The sequence below is a fragment of the Mycobacterium cookii genome (assembly GCF_010727945.1).
In the GTDB taxonomy this organism is placed as follows: Bacteria; Actinomycetota; Actinomycetes; order Mycobacteriales; family Mycobacteriaceae; genus Mycobacterium; species Mycobacterium cookii.
In genome coordinates, this window is sequence record NZ_AP022569.1 from 2,041,360 (window position 1) to 2,059,919 (window position 18,560).

At 65.6% G+C, this 18,560-nt stretch carries 17 protein-coding genes and 1 pseudogene; 7 read left to right on the forward strand and 11 right to left on the reverse strand.

The annotated features are described in order from the left end of the window. Nucleotides 1-75 precede the first annotated feature (75 nt). A complete protein-coding gene (locus G6N27_RS09500) occupies nucleotides 76-462 on the reverse strand; it encodes a SpoIIAA family protein (protein ID WP_163776108.1) in 387 nt (128 codons plus the stop codon). A 114-nt stretch (nucleotides 463-576) separates the two neighbouring features. After that, complete coding sequence (locus G6N27_RS09505) at nucleotides 577-2,613, reverse strand: erythromycin esterase family protein (protein ID WP_163776109.1); 2,037 nt, start codon at nucleotides 2,611-2,613, stop codon at nucleotides 577-579. Nucleotides 2,614-2,984: 371 nt separating this feature from the next. Here G6N27_RS09505 and G6N27_RS09510 point away from each other — a divergent pair, with 371 nt between their 5' ends. The 3 genes from G6N27_RS09510 to G6N27_RS09520 are packed head-to-tail and all read left to right on the forward strand — an operon-like array spanning nucleotide 2,985 to nucleotide 5,888. Continuing rightward, the gene (locus tag G6N27_RS09510; RefSeq protein ID WP_163776110.1) at nucleotides 2,985-3,887 is read left to right on the forward strand and encodes a universal stress protein; all 903 of its coding nucleotides are present in this window, start codon (nucleotides 2,985-2,987) and stop codon (nucleotides 3,885-3,887) included. An 18-nt stretch (nucleotides 3,888-3,905) separates the two neighbouring features. Beyond that, nucleotides 3,906-5,048 (forward strand): site-2 protease family protein, encoded by a 1,143-nt coding sequence (locus G6N27_RS09515; RefSeq protein WP_163776111.1) that lies wholly within the window; start codon nucleotides 3,906-3,908, stop codon nucleotides 5,046-5,048. Between the two features lie 27 nt (nucleotides 5,049-5,075). After that, a complete protein-coding gene (locus tag G6N27_RS09520) occupies nucleotides 5,076-5,888 on the forward strand; it encodes a universal stress protein (protein ID WP_163776112.1) in 813 nt (270 codons plus the stop codon). Between the two features lie 56 nt (nucleotides 5,889-5,944). On the opposite strand, the gene G6N27_RS09525 is transcribed toward G6N27_RS09520, so the two are convergent. Then, nucleotides 5,945-6,361: a hypothetical protein gene (locus tag G6N27_RS09525; protein ID WP_232065046.1), complete on the reverse strand. Its 417-nt coding sequence runs from the start codon at nucleotides 6,359-6,361 to the stop codon at nucleotides 5,945-5,947. A 205-nt stretch (nucleotides 6,362-6,566) separates the two neighbouring features. Continuing rightward, entirely contained in the window at nucleotides 6,567-7,454 is an 888-nt protein-coding gene (locus G6N27_RS09530; protein ID WP_163776113.1) for a universal stress protein, read from the reverse strand. Nucleotides 7,455-7,647: 193 nt separating this feature from the next. Between G6N27_RS09530 and G6N27_RS09535 the strand changes: the two genes are divergently transcribed. From G6N27_RS09535 to G6N27_RS09545, 3 genes are all read left to right on the forward strand, one after another. Continuing rightward, on the forward strand, nucleotides 7,648-9,141 hold the full coding sequence (locus G6N27_RS09535; RefSeq protein ID WP_163776114.1) for a bifunctional aminoglycoside phosphotransferase/ATP-binding protein: 1,494 nt from the start codon (nucleotides 7,648-7,650) through the stop codon (nucleotides 9,139-9,141). Nucleotides 9,142-9,387: 246 nt separating this feature from the next. Next, entirely contained in the window at nucleotides 9,388-9,633 is a 246-nt protein-coding gene (locus tag G6N27_RS09540; RefSeq protein ID WP_163776115.1) for a hypothetical protein, read from the forward strand. Continuing rightward, complete coding sequence (locus G6N27_RS09545; RefSeq protein ID WP_232064930.1) at nucleotides 9,626-10,072, forward strand: AMP-binding protein; 447 nt, start codon at nucleotides 9,626-9,628, stop codon at nucleotides 10,070-10,072. The genes G6N27_RS09540 and G6N27_RS09545 overlap by 8 nt, the downstream gene beginning before the upstream one ends. 14 nt (nucleotides 10,073-10,086) lie before the next feature. Here G6N27_RS09545 and G6N27_RS09550 read toward each other — a convergent pair whose 3' ends face one another. The 5 genes from G6N27_RS09550 to dosR all read right to left on the reverse strand — a co-directional run bounded on the left by G6N27_RS09550 (nucleotide 10,087) and on the right by dosR (nucleotide 14,967). Beyond that, nucleotides 10,087-11,760 carry a sensor histidine kinase gene (locus G6N27_RS09550; protein ID WP_372512965.1) on the reverse strand — a complete coding sequence of 558 codons (1,674 nt, stop codon included), beginning with the start codon at nucleotides 11,758-11,760 and terminating at the stop codon, nucleotides 10,087-10,089. A 115-nt stretch (nucleotides 11,761-11,875) separates the two neighbouring features. After that, entirely contained in the window at nucleotides 11,876-12,343 is a 468-nt protein-coding gene (locus G6N27_RS09555) for a pyridoxamine 5'-phosphate oxidase family protein (protein ID WP_197746532.1), read from the reverse strand. A gap of 16 nt (nucleotides 12,344-12,359) precedes the next feature. After that, nucleotides 12,360-13,784: a WS/DGAT/MGAT family O-acyltransferase gene (locus tag G6N27_RS09560; protein ID WP_163776116.1), complete on the reverse strand. Its 1,425-nt coding sequence runs from the start codon at nucleotides 13,782-13,784 to the stop codon at nucleotides 12,360-12,362. A 93-nt stretch (nucleotides 13,785-13,877) separates the two neighbouring features. Next, nucleotides 13,878-14,222 (reverse strand): ferredoxin, encoded by a 345-nt coding sequence (gene fdxA, locus G6N27_RS09565; RefSeq protein ID WP_163776117.1) that lies wholly within the window; start codon nucleotides 14,220-14,222, stop codon nucleotides 13,878-13,880. 97 nt (nucleotides 14,223-14,319) lie between these two features. Next, nucleotides 14,320-14,967: a hypoxia response regulator transcription factor DosR/DevR gene (gene dosR / locus G6N27_RS09570; RefSeq protein ID WP_163776118.1), complete on the reverse strand. Its 648-nt coding sequence runs from the start codon at nucleotides 14,965-14,967 to the stop codon at nucleotides 14,320-14,322. 348 nt (nucleotides 14,968-15,315) lie between these two features. Between dosR and G6N27_RS09575 the strand changes: the two genes are divergently transcribed. Then, on the forward strand, nucleotides 15,316-16,107 hold the full coding sequence (locus tag G6N27_RS09575; RefSeq protein WP_232065047.1) for a universal stress protein: 792 nt from the start codon (nucleotides 15,316-15,318) through the stop codon (nucleotides 16,105-16,107). Nucleotides 16,108-16,130: 23 nt separating this feature from the next. Here the strand turns inward: G6N27_RS09575 and G6N27_RS09580 are convergent, their stop codons facing one another. Both G6N27_RS09580 and G6N27_RS25675 read right to left on the reverse strand, forming a co-directional pair. Continuing rightward, nucleotides 16,131-18,395, reverse strand: a complete 2,265-nt coding sequence (locus G6N27_RS09580; RefSeq protein WP_163776120.1) for a CaiB/BaiF CoA-transferase family protein — start codon at nucleotides 18,393-18,395, stop codon at nucleotides 16,131-16,133. Nucleotides 18,396-18,464: 69 nt separating this feature from the next. After that, nucleotides 18,465-18,535: pseudogene (locus G6N27_RS25675) on the reverse strand (hypothetical protein); the annotation flags it as partial. Nucleotides 18,536-18,560 lie beyond the last annotated feature (25 nt).

Sequence of the window (18,560 nt, forward strand, 5' to 3'; positions counted from 1 at the left end):
GCTCGCCACCTGGCCGCTTTGTGACCGACACCCCGCTATCGTCGCATTTAGGACGAGCTCGTTGCGCCCCCAGCCCTATGACGAGGTCGGCTCTGTGCCGGCAGCCCACTGCTTAGCTTGCTCGAGTTCGTCGAGACCGAACAACTCGAGCTCTCCGGGGACCATCCATGCCAGCGCATGCAGCATATGAACGGCCCACTCCTTGTCCGTGACAACAGCTATCCGCTTGAATGCCGAATGGTGCTTGAACAATGCGCCGAGTCCCAACTTCAGATCCTCGGCCAAGCCGCCGGGCCCGAAACCCTCGTAGTCGGAAGCGATGACTTCCACGATCCTGATCTCATCGTCTTTCACCAGGCTGTCCATTGCCGGTTTGAACTCCCGCAGATCATCACCGCACAGCCGACCTGATACGCGGATGCCGGTCACGCCCTCGGGCATGTTCTGCAACACATCGATCATCTAAGTTTCCCTTCGTGTTTGGAAGAAATCCGGTCGGTCGACCGGCGACGGCATGATCAACCCGCGGCCGACGTTCCTCGGGAGGAGTTCGGGAAGCTCATCGCATGTCTTGGGCTACAGGCCCGTTGGGTACGTCTCGGGGGTTTCGCCGGCAACCCACTGACTGGTCACCTCGAGCGGTTGCAGCGCTTGGGTCTTCTCGATGTGAATCATCGCGTCGAACTGGTCCGCCGGGCGGACATGGAAGTAATGGCTTTGCCGCTCGGTCGCGGGCAGGTAGATCACGCCGATGGCGCGGGCCAACCTGACCACATCCAGCGCAGCGCCGGCGGCACCGTCGGACGAGACGGCGAAGGTCGGGTTGCCGGTCTCGTGGAACAGCTCTTCGACGCTTCCCGGCAACCCGGGTCGGACGGTTTTTCGTTCGGCGACGCCGCCCCACTCGCTGGCGGCAGTCACCGTTCCAGTGTAGGTGCTGAACCCGATCAGCCGGGCGTCATCCCGATACCGTTCGCGGACAAGCTGACCCAACGTCAGCTGGCCGTCGGCCGACACCTCGGTCGCACGGGCGTCACCGACATGAGAGTTGTGCGCCCACACGACGATTCGCGCCGGCGTCTCGTCGTGGCGCCGGTCCAGATGCGCCAACAGCGCGTCCAGCGTCTGAGCCATGTGCTGATCTCGCAGGTTCCACGAGGTCACCCGCCCACCGAACATGGCCCGGTAATAACGCTCGGCGTCGCGCACGACGTGTGCGTTCTGTTCGGCGTAGAACAGCTCATCCTCGGCCAGCAGCCCGTCGCGGCGCGCGTAGGCCAACGCATTTCGCTGGATGTCGACCAGCTGGTCGATGGCTTCCCCCTCACAGGACAGACCGGCGCCGAAGGCGGCACGGAATCCGTAGGCCTGGCCGTCGTCGGCGGACGAGACGTGGTCGAAGCACGAGTACCGAGACCGCGCACGGGCCGCGGCCATCGGATCGACCCGGTCGAGAAAGCTCACCACCTCCTGCATCGAACGATGCAGGCTGTAGAGATCCAGTCCATAGAAACCGGTTTGACGCCCTGGATGCGCGTCAGACAGCTGATTGTGGTTCCGCAACCAGTCGACGAAGTCGCGCACCACCGTGTTCCGCCACATCCACGACGGGAACCGCTCGAAGCCGCGCAATGCCTGCTCGGCGTTGGCGTCGTCGCCGATCCCGCGTACATAGCGGTTGACCCGGTAGGCATCGGGCCAGTCCGCCTCCGCGGCGACCGCGCAGAACCCCTTCTCGTCGATGAGCCATTTCGTGATCTCAGCTCGGGCCTCGTAGAACTCTTGGGTGCCGTGGGAACTCTCGCCGATGAGCACGATCCTGGCGTCACCGATCAACTCGGACAACATCTCTCGCGGTGGCACGCCGCCGGGGGCGTCGACGGCGACGCGCCGAATGACGTCGGCCGCCGTTTCCGCGGCGGGCATCACCGACTGCGCCGCAGTGGGGGTGGCGAGCAGCGTGCGAACTTCGTCGTCGCTGACCTGACTGAAGTCCCAGAAGGACGCGCCCACCGCGAAAAACGGGGTGGGCATGGACGCGCAGACCACGTCGTCGACCAAACCGGCGAACTCCCGGCACGTCGACTCCGGCGCCGACGGCACCGCAATCACGATGTGCGCCGGTTCGGCCTCACGCAGGGCCTGCACCGCGGCGAGCATGCTGGCACCGGTGGCCAATCCGTCGTCGACCAGGATGACAGTCTTGCCGGTGACATCGACCGGTGGGCGCCCGTTGCGGTAAGCCGCTTCTCGTCTGATCAGCTCGCGTCCCTCGCGTTCGGCGACATCCCGCAACTGCTGCGGGGTGATGCCGAGGCCTCGAACCACGTCGTCGTTGATCACCACACGGCCGCCACTGGCGAGCGCGCCCGCCGCGAACTCCTCGTGGCCCGGAACGCCGAGCTTGCGGACGATGAAAGCGTCCAGCGGCACATGCAGCGCGGCCGCGACTTCCCATGCGACCGGAACGCCGCCTCGTGCCAGACCCAAGACCACCACGCCGGGCTGGTCACGATAGGCCTGCAGCAAGCCGGCCAGCACCTGGCCGGCTTCGCGGCGGTTGCGGAACAGCCGATCCGGGGTGTCCTTGCCGAGGATGATCGCTCTACTCATCACGCGGTCCTCGCTTCCTCGCGATCGGCTCCGCTGTCCAGGCAGAAATTGAAGGTATGGGGCGGGCCCGCAGCCATAGGGGGGTGCGGCTGCGGGCCCGCTATGGCCCGCCGCCATAGGGGGGGTGCGGCGCGGGCCGGCTCTTGCAATCTGGTGAGGTCGGTTTCGCTACTGAGACATTCGACCATTCGACCGTTAAGCCCCAGTAGGGGAAGAAGTCCCGTCTTGGCGAGGCCATTCGTCGGCTCGCTTGCGCTCTCGCCCTGAAGGGCCCTAAGGCAGCGACTTCGGGACCTATGACTCCTGCTCGAAGCCGACCGGCGTCCCTAATCTCAGCTGCAGCGAGATCATCAGGTACGGGAGGACGGGCAATGCCCAAGCACTCGGGGAAGCATCAGGGCATCGTCGTCGGTGTGGACGGGTCGCCGTCGTCGAGCACGGCGGTGCGCTGGGCCGCGCGCGAGGCGGCGATGCGCCACGTTTCGCTGAGCCTCGTTCACGTCATCGAGCGTCCGCCGTGGGGACTTCTTGCTTTGGGCGGCGGTGCTGTCCAGCCACCCTCTGAGACCCTTGAATGGGAGAGAACCGAAGGCGCAGAGATTATTTCGGCTGCGGTCAAGCTCGCAACGGACAGCACGCAAGATCGCGAGATTCCCGACCTGCAGGCGGAGGTCTATTTTTCGGCAACCGGTCCGACCCTCTACGAGTTCTCGACCCAGGCGCAGATGGTCGTGGTCGGCTCCCGCGGCCACACCAAGGTGGGTCGCGTCCTGCTCGGATCGGTCAGCACCGGGCTGATCCACCACGCTCGGTGTCCGGTGGCCGTGGTGCACGGTGGAGCGCAGTCCGCTTCGCCGCACTCAGCGCTGCCGGTGGTGGTGGGCATCGACGGGTCGCCGGCATCGGAGTCGGCGACGGCGATCGCTTTCGAGGAGGCGTCGTGCCGCGGAATCGAACTCATCGCCATTCACGCCTGGTCAGACCTGCACATGTCCGATGCGGCCGGCGATGACTGGCTGAAGCTGCAAGCCGTCGGCGAGGAAGCGTTGGCCGAGCGCCTGGCAGGTTGGCAAGAACACTTCCCCGATGTCGTCGTGCAACGCCGAATTGTCCTGGATGCCCCGGCTCTTCATCTCTTGGAAGCGGCCGAGGCGGCACAGCTCGTCGTCGTCGGCAGTCACGGCCGCGGCGGATTCGCCGGCATGCTGCTGGGCTCGGTGAGCACGGCCGTCGCACAGGCCGCTCAAATACCGGTGATCGTCGCCCGTCAATAGAACTTCGGAGGTCAAGACATGCACGGCATCCCGATCGGACGTATCGCCGGGCTCCCGGTCAAGGTCGACTGGGGTGTGCTGGTCGTCTTGTGGCTGTTCACCTGGAGCCTGGCTTCGACGCTGCCCAACTCCGCCCCGGGGTACTCGACCCGCACCTACTGGGTGGCCGGTGTCTGTGGCGCCGCTGTCCTGCTCGCATCATTGTTCGCCCACGAGCTCGCGCATGCGATCGTGGCGCGACGCGCGGGTGTCCAAGTTCTGGACGTGACGCTGTGGCTTTTCGGAGGCGTCACGCGTCTGGGCGGCCAGGCCGCCACGCCACGGACCGCGTTACGTATCGCCATCGCGGGACCCGCCACCAGCCTGCTGTTGGCCGCGCTGTTCGCAGCTGCCGGCATGGAATTCCGCGCCCTGGGTGCCGGGGCCATTGCCGTCGCTGTCGCGTTTTGGCTGGCCGGAATCAATGCGCTGCTAGGCCTTTTCAACTTGCTGCCCGGTGCACCACTGGACGGTGGCCAGGTTCTGCGTGCGTGGCTCTGGCAACGCCACGGCGACCAGGACAGGGCGGCATTGAGTGCCGCGCGGGCCGGCCGCGCTCTCGCCTACGCTCTCATCGCATTCGGGTTGCTCGAATTCCTGGCCGGCGCGATCGTCGCCGGTATCTGGTCGGCGTTCATCGGCTGGTTCATTTTCACCGCCGCACATACCGACGAGGTGCAGTTGATGACGCGCGACGCACTGTCCGGGGTCCGCGTCGCCGACGCGATGACGGCCAATCCGCATGCCGCCCCGGCCTGGGCGACCGTGCAGGATTTCATCGAGAGATACCTACTCGGCGACCGTCATTCGGCATATCCGGTGAAGGACCACAAGGGATCAATCACTGGGCTGGTGACGCTGGACCAACTCCGTCGGGTCGCGCCCGGTAGTCGCGCCACCACCCTGGTCGGTGAGATCGCCCTGCCGATGGATCAAGTCACGATCGCAGCCCCTGACGAAGCGATCACCACGCTGTTGGAGCGGTTGGCGTCCGGTCACGGACACCGGGCCCTGGTCGTCGACGGCGGGTGCGTCGTGGGCATCGTCACCGCAACGGATCTCACCCGCCTGGTCGATGTGCGGCGGATCGCCCGACCCACCGCCGTTGCCTACGGACAGTGATGTACTCGAGAGCACCTGGAGGAAGCCATGACTAATCGTCGAATCGGCCCCACAGTCATCGTCGGCATCGACGGTTCGCACGCCGCGATCCATGCCGCGCAATGGGCAGCGGATGAGGCTGTCGGTCACGAGGTGCCGTTACTCATGTTGGCCATCCTCAAGAGCACCCATACCTCCGCCGAGGACTACGACCGAGATGTCGCCCACGCCGAGACCTCGTTGCTGGCAGCACGAGCCGCGGTCGAGGCAAAGGGAATACCGGTCAAGATCGAAACCGACATCCTCCGGGGCCAACCCGGTGCGATCCTCGTGTCGGAATCCGACGGCGCTGAGATGGTATGCGTCGGGAGCACCGGTATCGATCGCTACTCCCGGGCTCTATTGGGCTCCACCGCAACCGAAGTCGCGGAGAAGGCCCTGTGTCCGGTCGCGGTGATCCGCTCCCAACCGGACGGGCCGGGCCCCGCGATCAACTGGATCGTGGTGGCGATCGACGACTCGCCGGATCGCGACATCGTGATCGATGAAGCGATGAGAGAAGCGGAGCTGCACAAGCTTCCGGTGCTGGCCATCGGCACCGACCGAGCGGACGGGCGTGCGGCAGCGGCGCACGACCTCGAGAACCGGTTGAAGCCCTGGCGGCGATGGTATCCGAATGTCCACATCTATCCGGTCACCACGCACGACGGGGTGGCGCGGTTCGTCAAGCACCACGATGACCTGGTTCCGATGGCGGTGATCGGCAGCGCCGACGCCGGCCAGCTCGCGCAGATCGTCGGGCCCTACGACCACCCGATCTTCCGCCATCCTCAGTCGTCAGCGCTCATCATTCGCGAATGAGTCCTGCGGGCAGCACAAAGGTGGTGCCCCGCAGGACACCACCTTTGTGCGTTGAACTACGCGGCGCGTGGGAGATCCGGAGCCGAATCCTTCTGGTGCACAACCGAATGGCTGCGCTCGGGCATCCAACCGACGTACGCCAGATACAGCCCGATCAGCACCTCGACAGCCGCACCGGTCCGCCACCAACCCATCGCGTCGACCGCGGAGTTGGCCATCGAAAAATAGGTGTGCGAGCCGACGACCAGAAACAGCCCTTTGACCGCGACAAGCCAACCCAGTGCCGACACGATGATCGCGGGCGCACCCCGCCAGTACGGGTGGAGTGCGATGACGGTGAGGCCGAACAGCATGATGAATGCGCCAACTACCCACGACCACAACGGGTCTGCTTCGAACCCCGACAGCATCGCCCGCATATCGTTCGGGCGTAGCGCGGCGCTGGCCGCGATGATGGCCAGGTACGGTCCCATCACGCGCGCGAACATGCGCGTGCTGTGCTGTAGTTGATGTGAAGATTTCATAGCGTTACCTCCGTTGAAGGCGTTTCTATGTGGGACATACATCCCGCGCAGCTATTCGACCACCCGGGTGCGGATTTCCACAGAGGCCGAAGTCCTGTTGACCAGGGACGTTCGTCATCAGGTCGGCGGCCCGCCACGGGTCCGAAAACCGTTGCTAGGGCGTACGTACGACGATCACCGGTACCGTCGCCGACTGCGCGATCGCCGCGCTGACCGAGCCGAGACGCATACCGCCGAATCCGCCGCGGCCGTGGCTGCCGACCACCACCAGTTGAGACCGTTGAGACTCCTCGAGCAACCAGTGCGCAGGGGTGTCGCAGACCAGCCGACGAGTGAGGTGCACGTCCGGATAGTGTTCCTGCCAGCCGGCCAGGCGCTCGGCCAGGACTTCTTCACCTTCGCCCTGATAGTCTCGCCAATCCATACCGAAGATCGGGAAAACTCCGACGTCGCTCCACGCGTGCAGCGCGATCAGCGGCGCTGCACGCCGCGACGCTTCCTCGAATGCCCATGCCGTGGCGGCCTCGGAGGCCGGCGATCCGTCGATGCCCAACAAGATCGGCGCACCGGCGTCATCGGGACGCGGATCCGGACTGGCGTGGATGACCGCCACCACGCAATGCGAATGCTCCGCCACACCTCTGCTGACCGAGCCCATCAGCAGACGGCCAAGCGCACCCCGGCCGTGACTTCCCACCACGATCATCCGGGCATCCTTCGACGCGTCGACGAGCGCATCGACCGGATGCGAATACAGCACTTCCGACCGGACGTCGTGTTGCCGTTCCGGATCCAGCACCGCGTCAACGCCTTTGCGCGCTCGATCGATGGCCTGGCGCGCGTTCTCGTCTTGCCATTCCGCAACGCTCGCCTGGCCGGCGCTGACCGGCCAACTGACGACCACCGGTTGCACCACGTGCATCAGGGTGACGATTTCGCCGCGCAGCGAAGCTTCGCGCGCAGCCCACGAGACGGCGGCATCGGAGCCCGGCGATCCGTCGACCCCGACAACGATGCCGAATTTCGTTGAGGTTTCCAACATCTGCTGCTCCTTCATGAAGCTCGGCCGGCCACCGCCGTCGTCATTGGCTCGACCAGCTTTGCCCTCCCTGACTTTTGCCGGTTCGGGCTCGCCTATCCAGGGCCATTGGTCCCTTCCACGCGCGGCGCATTACCCGGTTGTGGGGGCCCTCGGACCACTCCGAAAAGCCTATCGGAGACAACAGAATGTCCTTATGGGACGTACCGCGGCCACCGCCGAACGGTTAGTCGCGCCGTACGGCGCCGTGCATGAGACGCACACCGGGCTCGTCGTGCTCGTCGGCGACACGGCATACAAAGTCAAGAAGCCCATCCGTACCGACTTTCTCGATTTCCGCACCCCGGAACTGCGCGAGCAGGTCTGTCAGCGCGAACTGGAACTCAACCGACGACTCGCACCCGACACGTACCTGGGCGTCGCCCACCTCGATGCGCCGTGGTCTGGGATCCGTGAGCCGGTGCTCGTCATGAAGCGCCATTCCGACTCCTCCCGGCTGAGCACGATGGTGCGGTGTGGCAAACCAGTCGCCGGGCCGCTCGAGCAGATCGCCGGGGTGCTGGCCACATTCCACCGCGGCGCCCGCAGGGGCCGGCGTGTCGAGGCGCAAGGTTCGGTGCATGCGGTCGAACACCGCTGGCTGGTCAACATCGCAGAAATGCAGCAGTTCGTCGGCTCGATCGTCGACGAGCACCGCATGGCGGCCGTGCAGAGCTTGTCCGCAGAGTTCATCGCCGGCCGGGAATTGTTGTTCAACAGACGCGTCCGTGACGGTCGAATCGTCGACGGGCACGGCGATTTGCTGGCCGACGACATCTTCTGCCTTCCTCGCGGTCCGGAGATTTTGGACTGTCTCGAGTTCGACGACAACCTTCGATACGTCGACACGATCGACGACGCGGCATTTCTGGCCATGGATCTGGAGTTCCTGGGTCGCAAGGACCTCGGCGAGTTCTTCCTTGCGCATTACAGCCACCTGGCGGCCGACTCGGCTCCACGCTCACTGCGGGATTTCTACATCGCTTACCGTGCACTCGTCCGCGCCAAAGTCGACTGCGTGCGGTGCAACCAAGGGCACCGCGACTCGGCCGCGGACGCATCCCGCCATCTGGATATCGCGCTCGATCACCTGCGCGCGTGCCGCGTACGGCTGGCCGTCGTCGGTGGCGGACCGGGCACGGGAAAATCGACCTTGGCCAACGCGCTGGCAGAACAAGTAGGTGCCGCGGTGATCTCCACCGACGAGGTGCGGCACACCATCCAGAGTTCAGGGGCCATAGCCGGCGAGAGCGGTGTGCTCAATGCCGGCCTGTACTCGCCGCAGAACGTCGCCGCGGTCTACCGCGAAACCTTGCGGCAGGCCCGCATCTTGCTGACCAACGGCCGGTCGGTGATTCTCGACGGCACCTGGCGCGACCTCGACCGCCGCGAGCAGGTCCGGCGACTGGCCGCGCAGACGCATTCTGCTGAAATTGATTTCGTCTGTGAAGCGCCGGTGGCCACCGCAGCGCGCCGAGTGGCCGCCAGGCCTGCGGGAAGCGCGTCCGACGCCACACCGCAGATAGCGGTCGCCTTGGCCGACGTCGGTGAGCGGTGGCCTCAGGCACATTGCATCGACACCAGCCGTCCCATCGCGGAATCCGCGGGCGCCGCCGCCAAGCTGTGGCTGTCCGCCGCCGACTCGCAATAGCGATCCGCCGCGAGGGACTTTCGTCACATTCAGTGATGCCTCCTGGCCGGTTCGAGACCGCCCGCCACGTCATTAACGTCGACGATGCCCGACATTGCCGTCGAGGAGAGAAGCCATGACGAATCCCGACGCCGCCACCGCCGCGCGGCGCACGATCGCTGCGGTCGAACAGCGTCTGCTGCTGGAGTCGGCGCGCCGCGCCGGAACCTTGTGACCGATTCCTCGGACAAGAAAAGGACGACCGTCATGTCACCCGCCGTCACATTCGACGATGCCGAACTGGTTGCTATCGCCCTGGCGTTCCTCGGGTCGGCGTATGCCAGCCGTAACTTCACCGAGTGGCCGATCGACCGTCGCTTGGATGCCTACCTACGACGCGAAGAAATGCGCAGCCTCGCCGACGACGGAACGATCTTCGCGGCGTTACTGGATCGAGTGATGGCGAACATCTCGTGCGCATCGGTCAGCGGAGCGCTGGGTCCGGATGACTAGCGCCGGCGTGAAACTCATCCGCAAAACATCCGGCGACTGGACTGTCCGACCGAACCTGGAGGACTACCAGCAGACTCGGGCGACGTTTGACTGGACAAAGATCCCGCCCCTCTGCTCGGGCATGGCCGGCGACGGTTGCAATATCGCCTACGCGGCGGTCGATCGACACGCTGACGGCCCGACCGCCACACGAACGGCGCTGAGATTCGTCGCCAAGGACTGGGACGGCGTCACAGCCACCCGCGATCTCAGTTATGGCGAGCTTGCCCATTTTTCGCGACGCTTCACCAACGTCCTTCGCTCCCTTGACGTCGGCCCCGGTAGCCGAATCTTCACGATCATGGATCGCGCACCCGAGCTGTACATCACCATCATGGGGGCACTGCGCAACGGCTGCGTGGTTTCACCGCTGTTCTCAGCGTCGACGAGCACAGCGTGACCGAGAGCCCCCGGTCACGCTAGCGGCGCTGCCCAGGAGACGCGGGTGCCGCCACCGGGCGCCGCGCTGACTGCGCATTCGCCGCCGACCTCCGCAGCCCGGCGCTCCATGTTGGCCAGACCGCTACGGCGGCGATTCTCCTGCGGGATGCCGCAGCCATCGTCGGTCACCTCGACAGTCAGCTGATCGTCTGCGCGGATACACACCGTCAGGTGGCGTGCCCGGGCGTGTCGGACAGCGTTGCTGATCGATTCGGTGATCACGGCTTCGGCGTGGTCGGCGAGAGCGCTGGGGACCGCGCGCAGATCTCCCGATATGTCCAGCGTGGTCGCGATGTCCCGGTCTTCGGTGAGCTCGGCGATCCTGCTCTGGGCCCGGTGCCGAAAATCCACGCTCTCGGTCACCGGGTTCTGCAATTTGAAGATCGTCGAACGAATGTCGTCGATCGTGCTTTGCAGATCGTCGAGTGTGCCCGTCAGCCGGTCGGTGATCTCCGGTGAGCGGGCGCGCGCAATCGTGCTCTGCAGATCGAGTCCGGCGGCGAACAGCTTCTGGATCACGTGATCGTGCAGGTCATGCGCAATCCGCTCACGATCGGCGAGGATCGCCAGCTCGCGGGCGTGTTCGCGGCCACTGGCCAGCGCCAGCGCGATGGCGGCGTGCTGGGCGAAATCGCTGACGAGGTCGAGGTAATTCGCTGTGAACGACGGCTGCTGCGCGGAGCGTGCAACAGCGATCGCCCCGATGACCGTGTCGTCGGCTCGCAGCGGCATCACGATCGCCGAGCGCTGGCCGACGTCGGTGAATCCCTCGATCGTGTATTTGAACGAATCGGTGATCACCGGCTCGCCGCTGCGCACCACGCCGCCGGTCGTGGATCCGTGCACCGGTACCCGCTGACCGATCACCTGTGGCGTGTACCGGCCCGCCGTCGCAGCGACGACAAGGGTGTCGACCTCGTCGACGGGAAGATCAGCCTCAGTGGGAATCAGCAGGATCGCCTGCTCGGCTTCGGTCAGCTCCAACGCGCGGTCGACGATGAGCTGCAGTGGGCGTGTCGCCGGTCCGGTCGACAACAATTCGGCCATGATTTCGCGGCTGGCTCGCATCCACTTCGCCGACGTGCGTTGCCGCTCGAAGAGCCGGGCGTTGTCGATCGCCACCGCCGCGGCCGATGCCAGCGCCCGCGCGGCGATGTCGTCGGCGTCGGAGAACACCCGGTCAGGCCGGTCGTCACCAAGGTACAGACAACCGAAGACCGCTCCTCGCACGCTGATCGGAATGCCGAGAAACGCCCGGATCGACACACCTTCGCCGGCGAGCCCCTGTGCTTTCAAATACCTGGTCAGATGGTCCACGCGGACGGGCTCGCTGATTGACAGGTCGCCGAGCCGCCCGGCTGCGGCAGCGTCGATGCCCTCCTGGATGAAAGCCACCGGGCTGCCGTAGGCCTCGTACATGCGGAGCGCCCCGTACCGGGCGCCCGCCAGTTCCATCGCCGCCTTGACGATGCCGTGCAGCGTCACATCGAGGTTCTCCACGCTGGAGCCGATGTCGACGATGACACGGAGCAGTTGCTCCATCTGGTCGCGAGCAGCCAGCAACTCATCGAGCTGCACGTGCATGCGGCCGACCAGGCCGCGCTTGCCCAATTGGGTGAACGCGGATTGTTCCGCGTCACGCTCCATACGGAGCAAAGTAGCAGGTCAGCTGAGCAATCGCCATCGGCACACAGGAAACTCCGCACGCGGCGGGCCGGATACCGGACGACTTGGGGGTGTCCCGCCTGCGGCGGCTACCGCGCTATCTTGTCCCGTCGAGCTGATCGTCGCCGAACTGGGTCGCTGAAAAGGTGCTGTCAGATTGTTGGTTTCGCCCGAGTTGACGACCGGTCACCTTCTCGGTCTTGATCCGCACGAAGTAATCGCATCGGCCGCCGACCGACGGCCGGGAGAAAAGAGTCGAGAGCTCCATCAGATCAGGGACCTCGGTGATCACTTGTGCATGACCGACCACCGTGACGCTCCACCCGCGTTGCAGGTCCATGTCCAGCTCGTCAGCCTCGAAGGCCACAATGCGATTGCGCGATGTGGCGGCCAGCACCGCCGGGTCGGTGATTCGGATGACCACGTCCCCACGCCACCAACGGAAGTCGACGAGATGGACGGCGGGCAGGGCTTGCGCGGTGAAGACGAGCCGGCCGACCGAAGCCGTCCGCACCAGCTTCATCCATTCCGCGCGATTCAGCAGGTCGAGTTCTTGCAGCATCATCAGCGTGACTCCTTACTTACGCATCCCGCGCAAGCCGGGCACCCTTGGGTACCCGCTTACTGCGCGTGACGGACTTCGGCGGGACCGCGACAGACGAGGCCAGGCGTGCCACCGCTCGCTCGATGCCGGCCGCGAATTCGCTCACGTCGGAGGCCGCATCGAAATCGGCGGTGATGCCGAACACCAGGTCGTCGGCGTAGCTCAAAATCGCGACACCTGTTCGGACTTGCAGGGCGATCGGCAGAATCGGCAGCAGCTGCACGACAGGGCGGCCCATGATGCTGATTCGCTTCTGCGGGCCGGGGACATTGGTTGCCACCGTGACCACCGACCGCTGCGGCAGACGCGTCAGCGCCCGCATGGTCCACGCGGTCACCGGGAACGGAATGAGGTTCGTCGCCGCGACAGTCAGGCTGCCGGCCTCGCGCTGACCGCTGCTCTTTGCCTTCGTCAAGCGGCGCTGGATGACCCGCAGCTGCTCGACCGGGTCGGATTCTTCGACCGGAAGGTAGGGCAACAACAGCGACACGCGATTGTCGACCGCGTCGAGAGCATCGGTGGGGCGCACCGATACCGGCACCAACGTACGCAGCGAGCGGGCTCCCGGCCGTTCACCACGACGGATCAGCGCGGCGCGGTAGCTGTCGGTGATCGAAGCCAGTGCAACATCGTTGATCGTCACGCCGTAGCCCTTGCAGACTTTCGTAACGTCTTTCATCGGCACCCGGGCGACAGCGTAGCGCCGCATGCCGGTGACCGGCCCATTCAGGCCCGTGGACTGAGCCGGACGACTAAGTGCCCCAACGAGTTCCAGCACACCTTCGATCGCGCGCGCTGCACCGCCGGAGACGGCGACCGACGTGCGCCACATCTGGTCGATCCAATGGCGAGGATCAAGTACCGAACGCTGCGGGCGATCGCTGTCGGATAGCGCCGGCGTCGGATGGATTTTGCTGACGAATGAGTCGCGGGTGCCCTCGTCGGAGAGGCGGGCGAGCAGTTGAGATGTCGCGATCCCGTCCGCGATGCAATGGTGGATCTTCGTCAACAGCGCCCACTGGCCGTTCTCGAGGCCCTCGATCATCCAGCATTCCCACAGCGGGTGATCCCGGTCCAGTCGCCGCTCCATGAGAGTTGCGACCAACCGGAACAGGGCTGTGTCGTCGCCCGGAGACAGCACCGCCGCCCGCCGCAGGTGGTGGCGAAGGTCGAAGGCATCGTCGTCGACCCACTCCGGGGCGGCAAGGTCGAGCGGATGCGTGTGCAGCACTTGGTTGAAGCGTGGGATCCCGGTCAGCCGTTCACCCAGACCCGCGACGAGCTCATCGAATTCGGGTGCGGGGCCGGAGATAACGGACAACGCGCCGACCGCCAGGCTGACATGCGGATCCGCGTCCTCCGCTTGCAGGAAGCTAGCGTCCAGCGTCGACAAGTGTTCCATGACAGCAACTCTGCTCTCCGGGAGTATCTGCGCGGCAGAGCCAGAAGTCACAACTCCAGGGGCACAGAGGACTTCGGCCGGTCCGCCGCAATGCTAAGAATCCTGTCGCGGCATAGCCGCGATCAGCGGTGTGTCCACCCCGACCGGGCCCAGTGCGGCAGCTCCCCCGGGGGAGTCGAGCGGGTCAGCGCGACCGGGAAGCGGCTCGTAAAAGAAGGCGGCGTTGTCGGCGAGGTGCTGCTGTTGGTCGGCGGGCAAATCGATTTCGTAGTAGATCGCATCGACCCGGCAGGCCGACTTACAGGCACCGCAGTCCACGCATTCGTCCGGGTTGATGTACATCGACCGGGCACCTTCGTAGATGCAGTCGACCGGACACTCCTGAGCGCAGGACTTGTCCATCACGTCGAGGCATGCACTACCGATCACATAGGTCATGCGTGTCAGGCTAGCAACGAAATCGCGCTGCCGACCGCGGCCGAACGGCCCGCAATCCAGGGACCAAAGTCCTTGGTATCGCTATGGATAACCGGTCTCAGCTGCTCGGTTGCTGCGCTCTTCCGACTTTGGTCGCGAACACCGCGGCTTGCGTACGCCGTTCCATGCCGAGTTTGGCGAGCAGCCGGGACACGTAGTTCTTGACCGTCTTTTCGGCCAAGAACATGCGATCTGCGATCTGCTTGTTGGTCAGGCCCTCACTGAGCAGACCCAACAGCGTGCGCTCCTGGCTGCTGAGACCCGAGAGCGGATCCGGCTTTTCGGCTTCTCCACGAAGCTTCGACATCAGCGCGGCCGCGGCACGGTTGTCGAGTAGCGACCTGCCCGCGCCGACATCCTTGACGGCCTGGGCCAATTCCATCCCCTTGATGTCTTTGACCACGTAGCCGCTGGCGCCTGCCAGGATCGCGTCGAGCATCGCCTCGTCGGAGGTGAACGACGTCAGCATCAAGCATCGCAGGTCGGGCACGCTGGACAGCAAGTCGCGACAGAGCTCGATGCCGTTGCCATCCGGCAGCCGAACGTCGAGCACCGCCACGTCGGGACGCACCGCGGGGATCCTCGCGAGCGCTTCGGCGACGGAACCTGCCTCGCCCACGACGTCGAGTTCTGGATCGGTTTTGAGCAGCTCGATCAAGCCGCGACGTACCACTTCGTGATCGTCCACCAAGAAAACCGTGACCACAGTCAACCCCCTCCGAAGATGCGCCTGCCGCCTGTCAGCGGTGGCCGCGCACGGTGAGCACGCTGCATGTTACGCGTTCGGCCGACGCCTCCGTTGGCGATCGCCGACGCGACATCACACCCCACGTCGCTCCATGATGCTGGTAGTAAGCCTATTGCCGATCGTCCCACGTTAAACGCAGAACCGCCGGGTGCTTTAGGGCCTTTGGTCCTCGGATGGCGGATAACCGACCGATCGCCCACGCATCGGTGACCAACGACTCTGGCCGTGCCGAGCCGTCCCGAACACGATGAAGGCCACAAATCAGATCGGAGATACTCAGTGCGCGAGCCATCGCCCCGGTGTGTCGTGGTCGGTACCGACGGCTCACGCTCCGCTCTGCGCGCCGCTCTATGGGCCGTCGACGAAGCAGTAGACCGCTCCGTGCCAATGCGATTCGTGTATGCGACCGAGTCCCTCGATATCACGCACGCACAACGCGCTATTCGCGATGCGGTCGCCGCAGTCGCCGCGACGGGCAAGCACGTCGAGATCGAGAGCGACATCGTGCCCGACCGTCCGATCAGCATTCTGCTGTCGGAATCACGTTCTGCGGCAATGGTTTGTGTCGGCTCGACGGGATTGCGGAACGCGGTACACGGACACATCGGCTCCACGGCGTCAGCTTTGGCGAATTACGCCCACTGTCCGGTGGCAGTCGTGCCGATCACCTACGACCCCGCTGCGTCCGGCGCCGTCCTGGCGGTCGTGGACGAACCACATTGCAGCAGAGCTGTCTTGCAGCTCGCCGTCCGCGAAGCTCGTCTCCGTGGCGCACAGTTGCAAGTGATGACAGCACGGTCGCACCAAGGCGACGGGCTGCCGGACGAGAAAGCGCCGGGGGCTTCGGCGCGACTGGAGCGGGACCTGGCACCGTGGCGACGGGGCAATCCCGACGTCGACATCCGCTCGGTCGCACAGCATGGCGGCGTCGCCAATTATCTGGCGCATTCGCTACGGAGCGGCGAACCGGTCCACATTGTGGTCACGGATCCGCTGCGCCCGGGGACGACCGACATGCTGCTCGGATCCGCCGGTCGTGCAGCGCTGGACGCCGCGAGTTGCACGCTCGTCCTGTGCGATCGGCAAGGGTGGTTGTGACTCCAGCCTGCGACCGGCGCCGCTCACGAGCTCAGCACCCGCTCGCCGATCACCCGGTCGCGGCGCAGCGCGGCGAGTTCGTCGCGGGATAGTCCCAGGGCGCCGAGTATCTCGTCGTTGTGTTGGCCGAGGGTGGGCGGGGCGAACCGATGGTGGCGGGTTGGCCCCGGCGTGATCCGCAGCGGCCAGCCGGGATAGCGGTGCCGCCCGGTGACCGCGTGACAGAAATCCTCGTAGTACCCGCGGCCATCGAGCGCGGGTAGCTCGTACATCAGCTCCGACGTCACGACACGTTCAGCGGGAATGCCGCGATCCTGTAGCGCCGCAACTATATCGGTGGGCGCTCGGGCGCTGGTCCATGCCGCGACGGCCTCGTCGAAGGCGTCGTGATCGTCTCGTGGCAGGCCGGGGCAATCCATCACGTCGACGAGTCGTGACCAGTCTTTGTCGTCGCGCACCGACAGTGCCACCCACGCATCGGCGGTGTCGGTCGGGTAGACGCCCTGGCGGTAGCCGCGCCGACGGTTGCCTTCTCGCGGACGGACGATCCCGTTCATCGAGTACTCGATCACCGGTTCGGCGGTGACCGCTGCGCCGACTTCGATTTGGGCGACCTCGATCAGCTGGCCTTCGCCGGTGCGACGGCGATGCTCGAGTGCGGCGAGCAGTGCCACCCCGGCGTGCACACCGACGATCGGGTCGGCGGGGCCTTGCACGTTGCACGGCGGACCTTGCGGGTAACCGGTCACCGCCGACATGCCGGACACCTGCTCGATGTTCAGCGCCCAGCCGACATAGTCCCGCCACGGACCGTCGAGTCCGAATCCCGGCATCCGGACGGCGATCACGTCGGGGCGCAGCGCGATCAGTGAGTCGTAGTCCAACCCGAACTGCTCGACCACTCGCGGGGAGAAGTTCTCGACGACGACGTCGGCCTGCTCCGCCAGCTTGTAGGCGATCTCGCGGCCGCGCTGAGAGGTCAGGTCGAGCGTGACGTCACGCTTGTTCAGGTTGGTGGCCTGCCAGAGCGCGCCACGCTCGTACCAGTCCTCCCCCTCGATCGGTAGCGCACCGGAATAGCGGAAACCGTCGGGCCGCTGGATGGATTCGACCTTGACCACGTCGGCGCCGAACGCGCCGAGGTAGCAGGTGAGATATCCGCCTGCCCAAAACGTGGTCAGGTCAAGCACTTTCAGGCCCGCGAACGGCAACGACGGACCGTCGACCGGAGCGATCCGGTGCCTCCTCGACGACGGTGTGGCGTGCGCGGCGCCCGCGGGGGTTTTCGAGAGGCGGAACGGCGGGCCCGGTCGCCGAAACGACCAGCCGTCCGCGCCGCCGTCGACGAAGAAATCCCGCTTGACGTATTGCGGGCAGCGCAGGGCGTCGGCGCCGTCGGCGACGGGTGCCGCGGGGATCCGCAGCGCCTGGCTGAGTTCGACGATGTCGACGACACTACGTTCGCTCAGCCACGGCTGGGCCGCCGCAAAGAACTCGGCGCGTTCCGGACCGCCCATCATGATCGCGAATTGTTGTTCGCCGTAGTCGGGCAGCTCGAGCATCGCGCACACGTCGAGCCAGTGCTGTCCGGTCAGACAGTTGATCCCCACCCAACCGTCGGCCGCCCGGACCACGCCGAGCATCGGCGCCTGCCGAACGTTCGACGGCAGGCCCAGGGCGCGCATGCGTTCGGCCATCAGCATCGGATACGGCAGCGTCGACAGCAGCGCCTCCAACACGGAGACGTCGACCTCGGTCACTTGATCGGTGGGCGCGATGCGCAACGCGGTCAGCGCACCCAGCGCGGCGTAGGCGCCCGCGACGTATTCGGCGATCCGCGCGCCCGCCTGCACGGGTGGTCGTTCGGGATCGCGCGCGCTGATCCAGCCGGCTGCCGCCTGCATGGTCAGCGGCGTTTCCGCCCGGTCGCGAAACGGGCTGTGCTGTCCGAAATTCGAGATGTGCACTGCCACCAGGCCCCGATGCGACGACGGCGTGGTTCCCGTGTCGATCAGCACGTCGGCGTCGGCGATGAGTCGACGGGCGCTGTCACCGGTGGCATCAAGGACCACGACGCGCTTTCCCGCATTGAGATACTCGAACAGCCCGCTGCGGTCAGGGTCTGATTCGCCGCCGGGAAACGGACCCCATCGTCGCAACGGATCTCCCTCTGGTGCTTCGATTTTCGTGACCTGGGCACCGAGGTCGGCCAGCAACTTGCCGCAGTATGGGCCGGAGATCTCGTCGGCGATCTCGACGACGCGCAGACCGTCCAGGGCACCGGTCATGAGCGCCACTCCTCAGCATCGCTTCGCTCTGCATCGTCGCCGGCGCAGGTCATCAGCGCCACTCCTCAGCATCGCTTCGCTCTGCATCGTCGCCGGCGCAGGTCATCAGCGCCACTCCTCAGCATCGCTTCGCTCTGCATCGTCGCCGGCGCAGGTCATCAGCGC